Raw genomic sequence first — 17,857 nt, forward strand, 5'->3', positions numbered from 1 at the left:
GGCGGAGTCCACGCGCTACGCATCGGCGGGGCGGCCGCGCAGCAGACGTCGGCCCACCTGCACCAGGACGCTGCGGCGCGCGCCGAGCACCGACTCCAGTAAGAGCGCCATTGTCACGAAGAAGAGCAGCCCGCTCCACAGGTTGACACGTCGCTGCTGGCCGGGGGCGCTCTCGGCGATGGGGCGCCCTTCCTCGTCGAGCTGCCAGCCCTCGATCACGCCGGGGGCAAGAGGGGTGAGGCGAGAGGCGCGGCGGTCGAGGTTGGCGGCAAAGCTCAGCCCGGCGATCAGGCCACCTTCGGATTCTTCATCGGCGAAGAAGAGGTGAGGGCCGGGCGTCTCGGCGCTCAGCGTGACCATGCCATCGACAGGCTCGACGACCTGGCGGCTCGCGTCGGGGCCGGTGACGATCGCGCGCTCGTTGACCAGGTCTCCGACTTCCACTTCGAAGTCTTTACCGACCACACGTTGGGTGTCGCTGGAGGAGCCGGCGCGGCGTGCCAGGTGGGAGAGTGCACGTCGCACCACCGGGAGGTAGGCCGTGCGCACCGGGAAGTCGGTCCAGTCGCGGTCCAGGGAGGTGGTCCATAAAAGGACGCGACCCTGGCCAACCTGCCGCTCGAGAAGCGCCGGGGCGTTGTCCTGGAAGGAGAGTGCCAGAGTGGTCTGCTGGCCGCTGGGGGCCGGGTTCAGGAGCATGTAGCTGTAGACCTGCACCGACTGCATGGCACCGCCTCCGGGCAGGTTAAAGACCCGGAAGATCGGGTGCTGGCGGCGCGCGGGGCCCAGGCGAGTGATTTTGACGGGCGCATCGGGGTCGTCGCGCTCGGCCAGCCGTTTAAGCCCGCGAAGCGGGCGCGGGAGAAGTTCGCCGAGCTGGTTGTTGTAGGTTTCCGGGTCGACCTGATCGCCCATGGCGATGAGCAGCCCGCCGCCTTGCTCCACGAAGGCTTTGAGGCGAGTGGCCTGGTCGGCAGAGAGGCGGCTGACATTGGCGAGCACGACCACGTCGAAGGTGCTCAGGTCGTCGCGTTCCAGGCGATCCGGTGCGCCGGTGGTCGGTGAGATGGCACTCTCGGAGGCGACCCCCGGGCGCAGCGCGCGGGTTAAGAAGAAAAGTTCATCATCGTAGGGGATGTTGCTGGGGCTGCCGTTGATCAGCAGCGCTCGCACCTGCTCGCGGGGGCGGATAAAAAAGTGCCAGGTGTTGTCGCCTTCGAGCGGATCGGCGTCGACCAGATCGACCTGTGCCGCGGTCAGGGTGGGGTCGGAGAGGCGATGCACAAACTCGACGTTGCTCTCCTGACCGGCGGCCACCGAGACCCGTTGGCCGCCGACCACCGAGTCGCCGACCTTGAGCTGGGCCTGGACCGCGTCGACGTCTTCGTCGCCGAAGTTGGCGATGGTTGCGGTGATAGTCCAGGCGCTCTCGCGGGCGCTGCTCTGCTGCTGGTAGCTCACTGCGGTGATGGCCAGGTTGGGGGTGGGGCGCTCGGGATTCTCGCGCACCGAGAGGATCTCCAGGGGGTGGGCGATCTCCAGATCGGCCGGGGCGGTCTCGAAGCTGCCCTCGGTCAGGGCACCGACGACGATGAGTCGGCGGTTGGGAAGCTGGGAAGACGCCAGCAGCGTGGAAGCCCGGGTGATCGCCTCACCGAGGTCACCGGGAGAGGTTGAGGCACGCACATCGCGAAGTTGGCGGGCGACCTCGCTGTGATCTTCAGTCAGGCGCTCGCTCTCGCCGGGGCCGCTGGAGCGCAGAAGCGCAACCTGGTCCCAGGGGCGAAGATCTTCGATGAGGGTGTCGGCGCGGGCTGTGGCGTCCTCCATCCAGTCGCCGTGTCCCATGGCCAGACCGTCTTCGACGACGATGGCCACCGCTGTGGGCATGCGCTCTTCGGCGGTGAGTCCGGACTGGCTGAGCACAAAGGGTTTGGCCAGCGCGATGGCCAGCGCGGCGATGGCGAGCACGCGCAGGGCCAGCAGCACGCGCTGGCGGACTTTGACGCTGCGGGCGGTGCGCTCGTTGGATTCTTTGAGCAGACGCAGCGCCGGGAAGGGGCGCGTGACGGCTTTGCGGCGATTAAAGAGGTGAATCAAAATCGGCAGCGCCGCGGCCAGCAGGCCGGCCAGAAAGAGGGGCTGTACGAAGTTCATCAGCGCCTCCTCAGAAAGTCCTGGCACACAAGCTCAACAGGGCGTGTGGTGTCGTAGCTCAGGTAGGTGATGTTGGCACCGTTGCAGACCGCTTTGATGCGGGCGTTATGCGCGCGCATCGCCTCGATGTAGCGGTCGCGCAGGTCGTCGGGATCGGCCAGAAGTTCACCCTCATCCTCCATGCCCTCAAAGAGGCTCAAGCCCTCATAGGGGAGCGTGAGTTCGGCGGGGTCGAGGCCCTGAAAGATCACCACGTCGAACTTACGACTTTTAAGGACGCGCAGCAGTTCTTCGGTGTGTTCGGTGGCGTCGAGCAGGTCGCTGAAGATCAGGATGAGGCTTCGGCGGCGCGCGCGCTCGGCGATCTGACGCAGGCTGTCGTCCAGGGCGGTGGGGCCCCGGGCGGGGAGGTTGTCGAGCAAAAAGAAGATATCGTCGAGGTGTTTGGTGCGGGCGGCCGCGGGCAAGAAGGCGCCTGGCGTTTTGGCAAAGCCCAGCGCGCCGACCGCGTCGCCCTGGCGGATCAGCAGGTAGGCCAGGGTGGCGGCCACGTAGCGGGCATGATCGAGTTTTGTCAGCGGCCCCAGCTCGCTTTTGAAGGCCATGGAGCCGGAGCCGTCAAGAAGCAGAAAGGTCTGGAGGTTGGTCTCGTCTTCGTATTGCTTGACGTAGTACTTGTCGCTCTTTCCGAAGACCTTCCAGTCGACGCGGCGCAGCTCCTGGCCGGCGGAGTATTCGGTGTACTCCGAGAATTCCACCGAGCCGCCGCGCTGGGGAGAGCGGTGCAGCCCGGCGATGACGCCCTGGGCCAGCTGGCGGGCGCGTACGTGCATGTCACCGAGTTGATCGAGGACAGCCGGGTCGAGGTAGGTCTGGCGCAGCGCTTCGGCCATAGAGAAGTTGCCGTGGCGAAAGGGAGTGAGGCGTCATCCGCAACAAGTCGAGAGGCTTAGCCGGCGATGAGGCGCTCGATGATGGCCTGGGGGTCCAGTCCCTGGGCCTCGGCCTGGAAGTTGGTCAACAGGCGGTGGCGCAAAATCGAGGGGGCCAGATAGTCGATGTCTTCGGTGGCGACGGTGAGGCGACCATCGAGGAGCGCGCGGGCTTTGCCCGCCAGGATGATGGCCTGTCCGGCGCGGGGGCCGGCACCAAAACTGACAAAACGTTTGACGATATCGGGCGCGCTCGGGTCGGCCGGGCGCGTCTTGCGTACCAGGTTGACCGCGTGGGCGACGACCTCATCGGAGACGGGAACTTTGAGCACCAGCTCCTGCAGACGCAGGATGGTGGCCGCGTCCAGGATCTTCTCGATCTCGGGTCGGTGGCTGGTGGTGGTGTTTTTGACGATGGCCAGCTCGTCTTCCAGATCGGGGTAGTCGACCTGAAGGTGGAACATAAAGCGGTCGAGCTGGGCCTCGGGCAAGGGGTAGGTGCCCTCCTGCTCGATGGGGTTCTGGGTGGCGAAGACCAGGAAGGGAAGATCAAGCTCGTAGGTCTTGCCACCGGCTGAGACGCGATACTCGGCCATCGACTGCAGAAGCGCGGCCTGGGTCTTGGGCGGGGTGCGGTTGATCTCGTCCGCGAGCAGGAGGTTGGTAAAGACCGGGCCCTCAATGAACTTGAAGAAGCGTTTCCCGGTGGCGGGATCTTCTTCCAGGATATCGGTGCCGGTGATGTCCGCGGGCATCAGGTCGGGGGTGAACTGGATGCGATTGAAGTCCAGATCGAGCACCTGAGAGAGGGTCGCGATAAGGTAGGTCTTGGCCAGGCCGGGGACGCCCATCAGGAGGCAGTGGCCGCGGGCGAAGATGGCGATGAGCAGGTGCTCGATGAGCTCGTCCTGGCCGAAGATGCGCTTTCGCACCTGGGCGAGGATGGCGTCGCGGGCCCGGGCTAACTCTTCGACCGCAGCGAGTTCGTCGTCGAGGGGGTTGTTGAGGGCGTCGGTATTGAGATCGGTGGCCATGAGTGCTCGTCACAGAGGGCAAACGTTGGGTCACAGGGCGTGGGGCAGCCGGCCCCGGAGGCGCCAGGCGCCTGGAGTGGCTTACAACGCGCGTGCAGCGTGCATTCCTTCCCGAGTTCTCATAGCGCATCGCCGGGGCCGGACGCCAGCCTTGAGCGACGGTGTGGCGGTGTGAGGCTTCGTGCGCCGTGAGTTCTCCTGGAGGTCCCGTTCATCTGCGGCGTTGAGCGTATCTCGGGCGGCATGGCAAAGGCTCGACGGTGCTTAAGCATCATCTTACGTTGTGCGTCTTGCCGGTGTGGCGCTCACCCTCGCATCCACGGACATCCCCATCCGCTCATGGGGCGTGAAGGAGCGACTGCCGAGGCGATTCGAGATGGAGGATAAGTCCCACCCTTCGGCTGACGAGTGCTCTGGCAAACGGAGCACCCGGGGCACTACGCGCGCTCAGAGCAGGTCGCGGGTATTGCTGACATCGAGCTGGGCGGTGCGGGTGAAGATCTCCAGGGCCTGCTGCATCATGCCGGCCAGCCGACGCATGCGTTCGATGCGCTCAAGTGTCTCCGGGGCCATGTCGTCCTGCTCGGCGGCCAGGCGTCCGGCGTCTTTCAGGTCGGTGGCAACGCGAGAGATAAGCTGACCTTCGCGCTGCTCAAGGACCTGGCCGATCATCTGCATAAACTCAACCTCGGCCACAAAATGCCAGGCGGAGCTTGCGGCCTGGCGCACGCGGCTGACCACGTTCCAGGCCTCCAGATCGCGGGTGATCATGGAGACGGCACCTTTGGAGAGGTCCAGGGCTTCCTGAATCTCCGAGGAGCTCATCGGTTGGCGGCGCAGATAAAGGAGTGCCCAGACCCGGCCGTGGTTGCGTTTAAATCCCCAGAACTCAATGACGTCGCCGACGGCGTCGGTCACAAGGGCTTCCCAGAGCGGCAGGGTGGTGGTGGGGTCGTTGTCGGTGGTGCGGTAGTTGTAGCCTTTCATCGGCTCTCCAGACTCCAGCGCGCCTGGGCGCGGAGCTGGGCGGCCCAGTCGGCGATATGTTCGCCGCCGGGTCCGTGAGCGAAGGGGCCTAAGGCATTCATCGCCTGGTCGAGGTGGTCCTCGACGGTGGCAAGGGTCTTCTCCGCGCATCCCAGCTCAACGATCCAGGCACCGAAGCGTTGCACGTCGTCCTCGGATAAGTCATCGCGTTGCCAGAGTTGGTCAAGGGCGTGGTGGAAGTCCTCATTGGAGGAGCGGGCCAGGGCGATGGGAAAGGAGGGGTTTTTGTTGCGCAGATCGGCCAGGCGATCTTTGCCGATATCGACGGGGTGTCCGACCACGTCGATGAGATCGTCGGTGATCTGGAAGGCCAGGCCCAGGTGATGTCCGCACTGGCCGAGGCGTTCGATAAGCTCGGTGCGACCGGCAACCCGGGCTGAGGCGGTGCCGCAGAAGGCCAGGAGCGCGCCGGTTTTGCCGTGGGCGATGGCCTCCCATTCCGGGAGCGTCCAGGTGGAGTCCTGGCGGGCATCCACCTCGCGCATGGCCGCGCGGGTCATCTCGGCGACAAGCGTCACCGCTTCAAAGGTGACCTCGCGGGGGTAGTCTTCGAGCTGCTCCAGAGCAATGCAGAGCATAAGATCGCCGCCGAGCACGGCCACCGAGTTGTTCCAGCGGGCGTTGGCGGTGGGTTGACCGCGGCGGGTGGTGCCCTCGTCGACGACGTCGTCGTGCAGGAGGCTGGCGGTGTGAATGAGCTCGGCGGTGATGGCCAGGCGGATGCGCGCATCTTCGGGAAGATCGAGCGCCGCGCCGAAGTGATCGACGAGCAACGGGCGCATGCGTTTGCCCCCGGCAAAGGAGACATGGCGGCATGCCTCCAGCAGCACCTCGGGGTGTTTGCCGGCATGGCGGGGATCTTCAAAGGCCAGGTGGAGCTGGCGCTCAAAGCGGGAGAGGAAGTCGCTGGCGAGGGGCTTTGCGGCGGTCTGAGGCATGGCGTTCACTTCGCGTTGCGGTTTAAGTCCGCGTAAACAATCGTGCGAAGTTTAAGAACCTTTGAACTTTGTGCAACCGAAAAGGACGGGGGTATGTCGGTGCTTCCCTCAAGCAAAAGCGCCTCGGGAGTGATCCGGAGGCGCTTTTAGCCACTCTGACAGGGAGAGAATCCCATCGTACATCAGTGGATCGAGGAGGAGGGGCTGTCGGTGAAGGCGTGGTTGAGCGAGCGGGACTTCTCGGAGGATGAGGCGGGAGCGGCGAGGCAGGCCGCCGCGTCGGTGGTGCGATCGGCGTAATGTTCGAGGCGGCGCATATGCTGGAGAAGAGGCTCCAGCAGGAGAGCGCGCAGCTCACCCTGATCAAAGCCCGTGCTGTGCACGATGAAGTAGATCAAGCTGAGCAGCTCTTGCTGGCCGCGCGCCGCGCTCTCACGCAGCTCATCTGCGGTGGTGGCCGCAAAGATGATGCCCGGATGGGTGCGCTCCATACGACTCCACTGGCGCCAGCGGGTCGAGCGCTCCACGTTGAGCGTGTCGAGGCTTCGAGCTTTGTCGATGCGCAGGCCGAGCGCGCTGAGTTGATGCTCGTCGGCTACGGCCTTCATCTGATCGTAGATAAAGAGGCGGCGTGCCGGGCTGAGCATATGGCGTTCAAGCGTCTTGAGCGTATAGGCGTACATCATAAACCTCGCGGCCGCGCAGCCAGTCAGGCAACGGGCATCAGGCAAAGGCGCCAGAAGCGAATGCGTTACGTCATACGAAGACGGTAGCACAGGGCGACAAGGCGCGGCAACTGCGTGTGGAAGGTGCGGCCGTCGGAGGTCGGAGTGATGGTCTTGGTGTGTGTAAGTGTTTGATGTTTAAGTATTATTTCTTGATATGCTCCCGGGGGCGAAGGCAGCCCCGGGGGTGGGGCGTCGACCGGCGACGCCGGGCACCGCGAGGCCATGGTGGGGTGGGCAGCGGGAAGGGCGTGGCGACGAGCTCCGGGTGAAAGCGCCTTGCGTCGAGAGCGTCGGAAAGGCAAACATGCAACCTGCCAGCGCGGGCGTGCGCTCGCGACAAGCGCAGGCGTTCGCGCGCCTGCGAGCGGACGGCGCACGACGAGCTCAGAAGAAGGACAGGTTCTGAACGCGAAGATCACCAGCTGGATACGCGGGCTTCCGGGGGTTCCCGGGCACACGTTGCGCTTTGCGCTGCGGGTCGTGTTGCGATTTTTTGGGGAGAAGAACGGGCTGATTCTGGCCGGAGCGGTTTCGTACAACACCCTGCTCTCGGTGATTCCGCTTTTTGCGCTTATCGCCGTCTTTTTTTCGACCTTCGTGGATGAAGCCTTGCTGCTCTCGACGATTCAGGTGGAGTTAAGCCTGATCGCGCCGGGGCAGAGCGAGTCGATGGTGCGGGCGCTTCAGGGCTTTCTGCAGCAGAAGGAGCTCATCGGGGTGGTGGGCTTGCTGGTGCTGCTCTTTTTCAGCTCGATCGCGTTTAGGGTGCTGGAAAATGCGCTCAACGTGATCTTCGATCAACCCGAGCAGTCGGTGAAACGCTCGGTGTGGGTCTCGGTGCTGATGCCCTATTTGTTTATCTGCGTGATGGGGGTTGCGATCACGGCGTTGACGGCATTCACCGCGGCGCTCGACGCGATACCATGGGCGGTCTACGAGGTTCCCTTGTTGGGGTGGGAGCTGAGCATGGACACGGCCACCAGCGTGGCGCTCTATGTGTCGGGGGTGGTGGGGTTGACGCTGCTTTTTGCGGCGATTTACCGGGTGTTGCCGCTGCCGGAGATCTCGTTTCGTCGGGCCCTTGTCGGGGGGCTGACCGCAGCGGTGCTCTGGGAGATCGTGCGCCATATTATGGTGTGGTATTTCACGAGCATCTCGCTTGTGAACATGATTTACGGCTCGCTGGCCACCGTGGTGATCGTCCTGCTCTCGATGGAGGTGGCCTCGGTGATCTTGTTGTTGGGGGCGCAGGTGATCGCGGAGTTGGATCGGGCCGACCGGGCCGGGGTGGCCTGGTATGAGAAGCCGAGTTCGGCGCAGAAGCTCGAGCCGCCGCGGGCGAAATCGCCCCGAGAAAAATCCCGGCGAGATCCGGGGCGAAAGCGGGTGCGTACCCATCGCAAACTGCGCGACGAGCAGGACCCGCTCTGAGCCATCAAGGCCACCGGGGACAGGTCTTATAGCGTCGGACGTGAATGCCCGGTGGGGGGCTTGTTACGCGAACTTCGGGGGCCTCAGCGATCGCGGCAGATGCCGGTGTACTCGCCATTGAGAGGCTGATTGCAGGTACCGACGTAGGCGTCGATGCATTCCTGCTCGGCGGCGCAGTCGGAGTCGTCCCAGCAGTCGGCTTCCAGGGCCGGGGGGACGCGGCAGACACCCTCGCCATTGGTGGTGCAGAGGCTGGCGTAGCAGCGCATGAACTCGGCGTTCGGGGCCTCGGAGCTCTGGCAGTCCTGATCGGTGAAACAGCAGGGCGCGAGGGTGGGGTTAGCGCCGGGGCGCGGGGTCAGCTGGCAGAGAGGGGGCGGATCGGCGTCTGTGTCGCCGGCGTCGCCGGTGTCTGCCGCATCGTCGCCGGTGTCGTGCTTGCCGGGGGAGCTGTTGCCCACCAGCCCGCCGGGGCCGGTGGAGTCATTGATGTCGCGGAGATGCTCGGGGTCCTGGCAGCCGGAGAGCATCAGGGCGAGTGCGGCGGAGCTAAGGACAAGGAGGGTGCGAACAGGCATGGAGGACTCCCGCAAAGGTGTGATGGCCAAGGGAAGAGTAGAGAATGGCCGCGCCATGCACAACAAAAGCCCGCGGGCCGGTCCGAAACGACCGACCCGCGGGCCAGGGACGCGCCGCCTCCACCAGGAGGAAGCGGCGCGCGTGTTGACGAGACGTTCAGCGCGCGGGGAGTGCCGGGGCGCCCTGGGTCGTGATGGTGCCTCTCATTAATGCGGGCGTTTTGCGCGACCGATACGTGTTGAGTCCGGCATCGATCAGGTCCTGGCTGAGTGTAAACCAGAGGCGCTGGCCGTCGGCGACGCGGTTGATCTGCGAATCATTATCGTAGGAGCCGCCGCTTTCCTGGGAGAGAAGCACCGTATAGCTCAAAAAGTCCGGCAGACCGAATTGCAGGGGGTTGGCGCTGTAGACGATGTTGTTGATGCCGTAGCGCCATCCGTTGAAGAGAGTGATTGCGGGGTTGTCGGCGTTGGAACCGCCTTCGACGATGGAGGCAAAGCCGGCAGGACGCACCGCCGAGACGCGGTAGTTGAGGCCGTTGGCGCTGAAGGTAAAGAAGACCGCAGGCGTGCCTTCGGGGACGGTGACATCAAAGGTAACGCGAACGGGGTCACCGTCCTCATCTTCGGCCGGCACGCGCTCGCCCTCTTCGCGTGTAAAGAGCTGGGCGATGAGGGTCTCGCCATCTTCGAGAGGACGGCCCACGGTCAGGACAATGTCCTGATGAATGCCGTAATCAAGGGCGGCTTCAGCCAGCAGAGCGCTCTCGTCGGACTCAGCGAAGATCTCCAGGATGACGCTCTCGCCAGCGTGCACCACGTCGATGCGGAGCTCGGTGGAGACGACATCAAGAGATTGGTCGCGGGCTTCCAGGCTGTTTTCCAGAAGTTCGACGGTGAAGCTGGCTTCGATACCGCTCTCGGTGGCGTCGAGCACGGGGAGGTCGGCCGAAAGGTCGAAGGCATCGCCTGCGGCAGCGTCGTTGTGCAGCACGACGCGAAGCTCTTCGCCGTGGATGATGTCGCGATTGAGGGCAGCGACGATGTTGGCTTTTACGGCCGGTTCGGCGGCCACCGCGACCGCGCCCAGGATGGTGTTTTCGGCGTCGTAGATCACGAGCCAGCCTTGCTGGTCGTAGACGAGCTCGGCGATGGTGACCTCATGGAGCGGCAGGCTCTCAAGGAGCTGGTCTTCGGCCGTGAGCTGCGGTGCGGAGGGATCGATCAGGGTCACGTCGAAGGTGGCCATCACGGCTTCTTCGTCGACAATGACAACGGGATCTTCGCCGTTTTCGCCATCAAACGTGAAGTTGCCGTCGGCCGGGCTCTCCTGGTGAATGCGGGCGTGAAGGGTGGCGTCGTCGGCCAGAGGCGCGTCCAGAGGGATGGTGATGTTCTCAAGCTCACCGGCCGGGAAGAGTTCGCTGGCGAGCAGCTCGCCGGGCTCGCCGCTGTCGTCGGCGTAGATAGCGATCCAGCCGGCGAAGCCCTGCAGCTCGGCTCCGGCGATCACGACGCTGTCGGCCGCCTCAATGCTCAGAGATTGGTCGTCGACCGAGATGCTGGCCACGGGCTGAAGCTCGGGGTGGGTGACGATGAAGCTGCCGATGACGGGCGCGTCATCCACCATGACAACGATGTCCGACGCCGCGTCGAAAGCATCCTCCGGTGCGGCGTCGATGTGCAGTGAGGCGTGGAGGAGCTCTTCGTCGAGCACGTCGCGGTCGAGGGCGATGCGGACGTTGTCGTAGGTGCCAGCCGTCAGGGGGGCGCTGCCGATGACATCGGCGGGCTCGCCATCTTCGTCGGTGCGGATGACGAGCCAGGCATTCACGTTGCTGGCGGCCCGGGAGATGACGACTTCGTTGATGGGATCGGCGATCTGGTCTTCGGCAACGAGGGCCGGGATGATCTCGCCGACTTCAATACTGACCGTAAACGAAACGCGGACCGGCTCGCCGCGGTCGATCGCCAGCAGGGCGTCGTTGGGCTCAAAGGTCTCGGCGTCGTCGTCACTCAGGTAGAGGCTTCCGTAGAGGAGTTCTTGATCGAGGAGAGGGCGAGCCAGTTCAACGGTCAGCTCCGTGGCGCTGCCCGCGTCTACGGCGATGCTTCCCAGGGGCTCGCCAGGCTCGCCTTCGTTGTCGGCGTCGTGAATGACGACATATCCGGCGCTCTCAGCGAGGACGCTGGCGACGATGATCGCGTCCGGGACTTCGGGGCTTTGATCGTCGATGGTGAGCAGGTTCTCGCGCGCGTCAAAGGGAGGGGGATCCTCGCCGCCGCAGGCGCTCAGCGGCACGGCGAGGAGGAGAGGAGACAACCATCTCAGGGCGTTTTTCATGGGGAAACTCCATACAAACAGGGTCGATGACGTGAACGTGCTCCAGGCTCTGACATCGATGTCGTGGTCTGGGAGTATCGCTCGAATGACGCGTGGGTAGGATGTGGTTTGAAGGTGGTGTAACTGTCTGACATGTAATGGCTTTTGGGGGTTCTGGGTGTCCTTCGTGCCGAGTCCGAACTACGCGTCAGGCTCGATGTGGGTAGTATTAAGCAAGAGATGTACCAAAAGCGCGGAAGCTTGCGAAGTGATCGAAGATTTTATAGGTTGAGGCTCTGAAGAGAGCGCCGGTTGGACCCGATGAAAGGCGATGGCGCCGAGGAATCAGGGTATCGGGTGGGGCGCTCCGTGATGAATGACTGAAGCCGGGAGAGACGCGTATGGCGATGGAGCTGCGCCAACAGGTGAAGATGTCGCAGCAGCTGCGGATGACCCCGCAGTTGCAGCAGGCCATTAAGCTTTTGCAGCTCTCACGTATGGAGCTGATCGCCGAGGTTCGCCAGGAAATGGTGGAGAACCCGGTGCTTGAAGAGATCCCCGAGCCCTACGAGTCCGAAGGCCCGGTCGAGCGCGAGCCGGAGCGTCGCGAGGAGCTCGCCGAGGTTCGGGCCGATGAGCGAGATATGGGGGAGGTGGACTGGGAGGCTTACGCCGAGAAGTTTGGCGGCTCCGACGGTCCGAGCAACCATTATAAGGGGATGCGCGGGGAGGATTTGCCCGGGCTGGAGCAGACGCTCTCAACGAGTGAGTCGTTGGTGGATCATCTGATGGAGCAGCTGCGCCTGGCGGAGCTGGCTCCGGAGGACGAATACGTGGGGGCGCTTCTTATCGGCAACCTCGATGAAGCGGGGTTTCTGTCCTCGGTGAGCCTGGAGGAGATCGCCGAGGATGCGGGCACCTCGGTGGATCGGGTCGAGGGGATTCTGACGTTGATTCAGACCTTTGATCCGGTGGGGGTGGCCGCGCGGGATCTGCGGGAGTGTCTGTTGATTCAGGCGCGCCGAGAACATCCGGACTTCCGCTTGTTGCACGTGATGATCGAGGAGCATATCCCGGATCTGGAGCGCAAGAGCTACGGGAAGATCGCCCGCGCTCAGGGGGTGGAGCTTGATGAGGTGATTGCAGCGGCCAAAGCGCTCTCGCATTTTGAGCCGCGTCCCGGGCGTGCCTATTCCGATGATGAGCCGCGCTACATTACGCCGGATATCTACATCCGTAAGCTCGATGGAGAGTGGGTCCCGGTGCTCAATGAAGACGGGCTCCCCAGGCTGCGCATCTCGAATTTTTATAAGAAAGAACTCGCGCGCAAAAAGGAGGAGGGGGAGCGCGACGAGGTTAAGGACTATATTCAGGATAAGCTGCGTGGAGCGCTCTGGCTGATTCGAAGCATTGAGCAGCGCCAGAACACGATTGTGAAGGTCACCGAGAGCATCATTAAGTTTCAGCAGGACTTTTTCGAGAAGGGGGTCGAGCATCTCAAGCCGCTGGTGCTGCGGGATGTGGCCGAGGATATCGGGATGCACGAGTCGACGGTCAGTCGGGTGACGAGCTCGAAGTATGTGCACACACCCCGAGGAGTGTTTGAACTCAAATACTTCTTTAACTCCTCGATCACCAACCTGGGCGGGGACGATCTGGCCAGCGAGGCGGTCAAGGCCAAGATTCGCGATATCGTCGCCCATGAAGACCCGAAGAAGCCGTTGAGCGATGCGCGTATCGTGGAGCTTCTGAAAGAAGAAGAGATCGATATCGCCCGGCGTACGGTGGCCAAGTACCGGGAGATGATGGGGATTTTGTCGAGCTCCAAGCGCAAGCAGCTCTTCTGATCGCGCTGAAACGATCGCGGCTGCCCGCGAGGGGCTTGTTTGCTGTGCGAGTTGTAACGAATACGGTTGGTAGGTGCTGGCGTTTCGGACTATGCTGGACCTTCGAGCGCAGGTGAGGTTGTCGGACGCGTGTCCCAGACGTCATCGGCTCATTCTAGAATGCAGTATCATCTACCCGAAGAAGGAGTCCTTCATGAACGCAAACGTATCCTTCCGGAACATGGATTCGTCGGCATCGCTTCGCAATTACGCTACGGCCAAGCTGGAGCGCATCTGCGACAAGTATGTTCAGGGCAAGATCGACGCCTCGGTCGTGATGACCGTCGAGAAGTTCTGGCACATCGCCGACTTCACGCTGCAGATCAAGAACCTGACGGTGAAGGGGGCGGAGCGCAGCGAGGATATGTACAGCTCGATCGACCTGGCGCTCGATAAAATTGAGAAGCAGCTGCGTCGTCACAAGGATCGCCTTCGTGACCATAAGCCGACCAACGGTCAGGCCAAGATGTTCAAGATGGCGGTTGTCTCGCCGATCGCCGCAGAGCCGGCCGGCGAAGTCGACAGCGAGTTCGCCGAGGACTACGAGCTCTACCCGGAGCCGGAGGCTGGCGAAGATGTGCCGGTGGTCGAGACGGTCAATACGCCGTCGGGCCGTGTCTCCGTGCTGCGCAACAAGCTCTATGAGGCCAAGCCCATGAGCATTGATGAGGCGGTGTTGCAGCTGGACCTTCTCGAAGATCGTCAGTTCTTTGTGTTCACCAACGCCGAGACCCAGGCGATCAACGTGGTCTACAAGCGTGACGATAAGAATGTGGGCGTGATCGAGACCTGATCGACGCTTTTGCCTCCTGACGTCCACAGGGCGTAAGGGGGCGTTGTAGATTTGAGCCCCTCCCGACCTCACAGGATCGGGAGGGGTTCTTTTTTTGGGTTGAGTGTTTTAGCTTTGCGGCCAGCGACGCGGGGTGAGCCGCGGCGGCTCCCGAGCGAGATGGGGGGCGTGGATGATGGACGATGAAAAGATGTGAGGAGTGCAGATGAGCGAATCGACGCAGAAGCAGGTGCCTTATGGGTTGTGGTCGAGCAAGCTGGGGCCGGAGATGTTGGCCGGGGAGCTGCGCTTCTTGGATGTGTCGTGGGGCGGTAAGGGGCGGACGTTGGTATGGGCGGAGCGGGTCGATGGGCGCGGGGTGCTGATGGTGCAACGTCCCGACCAGGCCGCGCGTGCGCTCAACGATGAGCTCAGCGTCAGCGGTGGGGTGGGCTACGGGGGCGGTGAGTTTGATGTGCACGATGATCGTGTGGTGTTCGCGGCGTCGGACGGGCGTCTCTACGCTGCGGATCTCGATAAGGGGCGTCCTCGTGCGCTCTCGCCAGAGTGGGGGAGGGTGGCCAGCCCGGCGATTTCGCCCGATGGGCAGTGGGTGGCCTATGTGCACCGGGTCGATGATGAGGATGTGATTGCGGTGGTGCCCACCGACGGGTCGCAGTGGCCGGTGAAGGTCGCCCAGGGGGCGGACTTCTACATGCAGCCGGCCTGGTCGCCGCAGGGCGACAGGTTGGTATGGGTGAGCTGGGATCATCCGCAGATGCCCTGGACGCAGACGCGTGTGGAGTCGGCGGGCATCGATATGACCGGCGGGGTGGTGCGGGTGGGGGCGCGTGCGACCATGGTGGAAAAAGAGGGGGTTGCGGTGCAGCAGCCGCAGTACTCACCGGACGGTCGTTGGCTGGCGTATCTGAGTGATGAGAGCGGCTTCTGGCAGGTGGTGCTTCGCGATGTGGAGAGCGGGGCGTCGCGGATGATCGTGCGCGAGGGGATTGAGTTTGGCGGGCCGCCCTGGATCCAGGGGTTGCGCTTTTACGATTGGACTCAGGACAGTGAGGCGGTCATCGCGCTGGGGAGTGTGCGCGGTGAGCATCACCTGGAGCGGCTGGGGGTCGATGGGAGCGCCAGGCGTTTGCCGGGGTTGAAGGGCTATACCTCGTTGGCCCAGCCGCGGGTTACCTCCGGGGGGGCGGTGGCGCTGATTGCGTCTTCGTCCAAACGCCCGCCGCGGGTGATCACGGTGGCAGCCAGCACGGTGCAGGTGCGGCGCTTTGCCTCAAGTGAGCGTCTGAAGGAAGAGGAGTTGGCCGGAGCGCAGCCGGTGAGCTGGCCGGTGAAAGGCGAAGATGGCGAGGAGATGGAGGTGCACGGGATTTTCTACCCGCCGACCAACCCGGCGTACCGTGCAGGTGGCAAGCCGCCGGTGCTGGTGATGATTCACGGAGGCCCTACCGCCCAGAAGGTGATGGGGTGGGAGGCGCGTAATCAGTTCTTTGCCACCCGTGGTTTTGCGGTGCTCGATGTGAATTACCGCGGCTCCACCGGTTACGGGCGAGCGTATATGGAGGCGCTCTCCGGCAAGTGGGGCGTGGCCGATGTGGAGGATGCGGTCGCGGCGGTGCGTTTTCTGGAAGAGGAAGGGCTGGCCGACGGCAAGCGCGCGGTGATTATGGGCGGAAGCGCCGGGGGGTACACCGTGCTCAAGGCTCTGGTGGATCATCCGGGCACGTTTAAAGCCGGGGTGTGCCTCTATGGGATCTCGGATCTTTTTGCCCTGCAGCGGGGCACCCATAAATTTGAAGCGCATTATAATGACAGCCTGATTGGTCCCCTGCCCGAGGCGGCTGAGCTCTATCGGGAGCGCTCGCCAATCAACCGGGCGGAGCGTATCAGCGATGCGTTGGCGATCTTTCACGGGGCCAAAGACTCGGTGGTTCCCCTGGATCAGGCCGAGGCGATCGCGGGGTCTCTGCGGCGTCGAGGCGTACCGCACCTCTACCACGTGTACGAGGAGGAGGGGCACGGATGGCGTCGGGCTCAGACCATCGACCATTTCCATCGGAAGGTGTTGGAGTTTTTGGTGGAGAAGGTCGTGTATTGAGGGGCGCGGGGGTTTGCGGTGTTGGGGGGGCGTGTGTGGGGATGGTGGTGTGCGGGTTGAGGTTAGGTGGTTGTGTGGTTGTGTGGTTGAGGGGCGCGGGGGTTTGCGATGTGGGTCGATGTGTGAGGGCGTTGGGGGGTGTGCGGGTTGAGGTTAGGTGGTTGTGTGGTTGTGTGGTTGAGGGGCGCGGGGGTTTGCGGTGTGGGTCGATGTGTGAGGGCGTTGGGGGGTATGCGTTTTGTGGGTGGGGATGTGGGGTGAGTTGTGGGGCGTTGGGGGGACCGTGGGTCGAGGGGCGGGCTGACCCACGGTTGGGAGAGGTTGTGTGTTTATGCGGGTTTGAGGAGGCTCAGGGGGCCGGATTGTGGGGGGGCGGGGGAGAACTCGGCGGGTTGCTCCAGGCGCGCCTGGGGGTAGGTGCAGTAGAGGGGGGCGAGGATGGCGGCGGGGCGGTGGTTGCCACTTTTTTTAATGCCGCCGAAGGGCAGGCGGCTGGAGGCGCCGACGGTGGAGCGGTTGAGGTTGAGGATGCCGCAGTCGAGCGCGTAGCTGAGGTTTTGGAAGCGCTCGGGGTCGGCGGTGAAGATGCTCATGGCCAGGCCGTAGTCGGTGGCGTTAGCGATGCGGGCGGCACCGAATTCGTCTGAGGCCTCATAGAGGACGATGTCGGGGCCGAAGAGCTCCTCGCTCTGGTGGTCGCCTTCCGGGTTGAGTTGGGAGGCGCGCCAGAGGGACGGGCGTACAAAGTAGCCCTGGTCCAGGTCGGGATGGGCACCACCTTCAAGGACGGGAATCAGGGTGCCGTGGTCGTCTTCGTGCTGGGCGCCGACGAAATCCTGGAAGCCTTTGCGCCCGGCCAGCGGGCCCATGAAGGGGGCCTGGTTGCCCTCGAGGGTGGGGTCGCCGGTGGTGACGCGCTCCAGGAGAGCGACCAGGCGCTGCTGGAGGTCATCGATGACCGAGGGCAGTGCGACCACGCGGCTGGTGGCCGAGCAGCGTTGCCCGGTGGTCAGACAGCTGGCCAGCAGGATCTCGTGGGCGGCCTGGTCGAGGTTGGCGTCGTCGAGGACGATCGCGGTGTTTTTGCCGCCCATCTCCAGGGCCAGAAGTTTCCAGGGTTGGTCGAAGGTGGCGCGACGGATGCGCTGGGCGGTGGCAAAGGAGCCGGTGAACAAGACCCCGCTGACTCTGGGGTGGGCGCAGAGGGCAGCGCCGACCTCGCCGGGGCCCTGCACGAGGTTGAGGACGCCCGGGGGGAAGTCGGCCTCCTGTGCGCACTCGAAGTAGAGTTGCATGGAGAGGGGAGCGAGCTCGGAGGGCTTGACGATGAGGGTGTTGCCGGTGAGCAGCGCGGGGATGATGTGGCCGTTGGGGAGGTGGAGCGGGAAGTTGTAGGGGCAGAGCACGGCCAGCGGTCCGAGCGGGCGGTGGTGCCAGGAGCCGCCGGTGAGGCCCGGGGGATGCACCTGGCGGGTGAGTTCAAGGCCCTCGGAGCTCATGATATCGATTTTGGCGGTGAGAGCGCCGGCTTCGCCACGGGACTCCCACAGAGGTTTGCCCATCTCGGCGGTGATTGCCTGGGCGAGCTCTTCTTTGCGGGCATCGAGGGCTTTGCGGAAGCGCTCGATGTAGGGGAGTCGTCCTTCGACGCCGAGGCGGTCCCAGGCGGGCAGGGCGCGGTGGGCGGCGTCGACGGCGGCCTCGACCGAGGCGGTGTCCCAGGGGGTTTCGAAGACGACTTCGTCGGTGCGCGCGGGGTTTTCGCGACGCAGCACGTTCTGGGAGCGGGCAGGCGTGGCCCAGTGGCCGGCGATGAAGTTGGCACGGGAGGAGATCATGGGGGCTCTCGGGGCTCAAAGAAGGGGCTAAGGTGAGTCGTGAGCGGATTGTGTCATCGAGCCTGGTAAAGTCC

General features: G+C 63.9%; 13 protein-coding genes. 4 read left to right on the top strand and 9 right to left on the bottom strand.

The genetic code is table 11. The annotated features are described in order from the left end of the window. Nucleotides 1-15 precede the first annotated feature (15 nt). The 6 genes from EA187_RS16505 to EA187_RS16530 all read right to left on the bottom strand — a co-directional run bounded on the left by EA187_RS16505 (nt 16) and on the right by EA187_RS16530 (nt 6,794). Entirely contained in the window at nt 16-2,184 is a 2,169-nt protein-coding gene (locus EA187_RS16505) for a BatA domain-containing protein (RefSeq protein ID WP_127780980.1), read from the bottom strand. Then, the gene (locus EA187_RS16510) at nt 2,157-3,050 is read right to left on the bottom strand and encodes a DUF58 domain-containing protein (RefSeq protein ID WP_115607096.1); all 894 of its coding nucleotides are present in this window, start codon (nt 3,048-3,050) and stop codon (nt 2,157-2,159) included. Before EA187_RS16510 ends, EA187_RS16505 begins: the two co-directional genes overlap by 28 nt. 56 nt (nt 3,051-3,106) lie before the next feature. Beyond that, nucleotides 3,107-4,123 carry an AAA family ATPase gene (locus EA187_RS16515; RefSeq protein WP_115607095.1) on the bottom strand — a complete coding sequence of 339 codons (1,017 nt, stop codon included), beginning with the start codon at nt 4,121-4,123 and terminating at the stop codon, nt 3,107-3,109. Nucleotides 4,124-4,570: 447 nt separating this feature from the next. Beyond that, nucleotides 4,571-5,110 (bottom strand): GbsR/MarR family transcriptional regulator, encoded by a 540-nt coding sequence (locus EA187_RS16520; RefSeq protein WP_164856340.1) that lies wholly within the window; start codon nt 5,108-5,110, stop codon nt 4,571-4,573. Continuing rightward, a complete protein-coding gene (locus EA187_RS16525) occupies nt 5,107-6,108 on the bottom strand; it encodes a polyprenyl synthetase family protein (protein WP_115607093.1) in 1,002 nt (333 codons plus the stop codon). The genes EA187_RS16520 and EA187_RS16525 overlap by 4 nt, the downstream gene beginning before the upstream one ends. Nucleotides 6,109-6,290: 182 nt before the next feature. Next, complete coding sequence (locus EA187_RS16530; RefSeq protein WP_127780981.1) at nt 6,291-6,794, bottom strand: hypothetical protein; 504 nt, start codon at nt 6,792-6,794, stop codon at nt 6,291-6,293. 501 nt (nt 6,795-7,295) lie between these two features. On the opposite strand from EA187_RS16530, the gene EA187_RS16535 reads away from it, so the two are divergent. Continuing rightward, the gene (locus EA187_RS16535; RefSeq protein ID WP_206524408.1) at nt 7,296-8,267 is read left to right on the top strand and encodes a YihY/virulence factor BrkB family protein; all 972 of its coding nucleotides are present in this window, start codon (nt 7,296-7,298) and stop codon (nt 8,265-8,267) included. Nucleotides 8,268-8,350: 83 nt separating this feature from the next. Here the strand turns inward: EA187_RS16535 and EA187_RS16540 are convergent, their stop codons facing one another. Both EA187_RS16540 and EA187_RS16545 read right to left on the bottom strand, forming a co-directional pair. Beyond that, nucleotides 8,351-8,845 carry a hypothetical protein gene (locus tag EA187_RS16540; RefSeq protein ID WP_115607088.1) on the bottom strand — a complete coding sequence of 165 codons (495 nt, stop codon included), beginning with the start codon at nt 8,843-8,845 and terminating at the stop codon, nt 8,351-8,353. A 157-nt stretch (nt 8,846-9,002) separates the two neighbouring features. Beyond that, entirely contained in the window at nt 9,003-11,189 is a 2,187-nt protein-coding gene (locus EA187_RS16545; protein WP_127780982.1) for a DUF7282 domain-containing protein, read from the bottom strand. A 380-nt stretch (nt 11,190-11,569) separates the two neighbouring features. On the opposite strand from EA187_RS16545, the gene rpoN reads away from it, so the two are divergent. The 3 genes from rpoN to EA187_RS16560 all read left to right on the top strand — a co-directional run bounded on the left by rpoN (nt 11,570) and on the right by EA187_RS16560 (nt 15,945). After that, nucleotides 11,570-13,015 carry an RNA polymerase factor sigma-54 gene (rpoN, locus tag EA187_RS16550; protein WP_115607085.1) on the top strand — a complete coding sequence of 482 codons (1,446 nt, stop codon included), beginning with the start codon at nt 11,570-11,572 and terminating at the stop codon, nt 13,013-13,015. A gap of 193 nt (nt 13,016-13,208) precedes the next feature. After that, complete coding sequence (gene hpf / locus EA187_RS16555) at nt 13,209-13,847, top strand: ribosome hibernation-promoting factor, HPF/YfiA family (protein ID WP_115607083.1); 639 nt, start codon at nt 13,209-13,211, stop codon at nt 13,845-13,847. A 205-nt stretch (nt 13,848-14,052) separates the two neighbouring features. Continuing rightward, nucleotides 14,053-15,945, top strand: a complete 1,893-nt coding sequence (locus EA187_RS16560; RefSeq protein ID WP_127780983.1) for a S9 family peptidase — start codon at nt 14,053-14,055, stop codon at nt 15,943-15,945. 329 nt (nt 15,946-16,274) lie between these two features. Here EA187_RS16560 and EA187_RS16565 read toward each other — a convergent pair whose 3' ends face one another. After that, nucleotides 16,275-17,783: an aldehyde dehydrogenase family protein gene (locus EA187_RS16565; protein ID WP_127780984.1), complete on the bottom strand. Its 1,509-nt coding sequence runs from the start codon at nt 17,781-17,783 to the stop codon at nt 16,275-16,277. Between the last annotated feature and the right edge of the window lie 74 nt (nt 17,784-17,857).

This window comes from Lujinxingia sediminis (assembly GCF_004005565.1).
In the GTDB taxonomy this organism is placed as follows: Bacteria; Myxococcota_A; Bradymonadia; order Bradymonadales; family Bradymonadaceae; genus Lujinxingia; species Lujinxingia sediminis.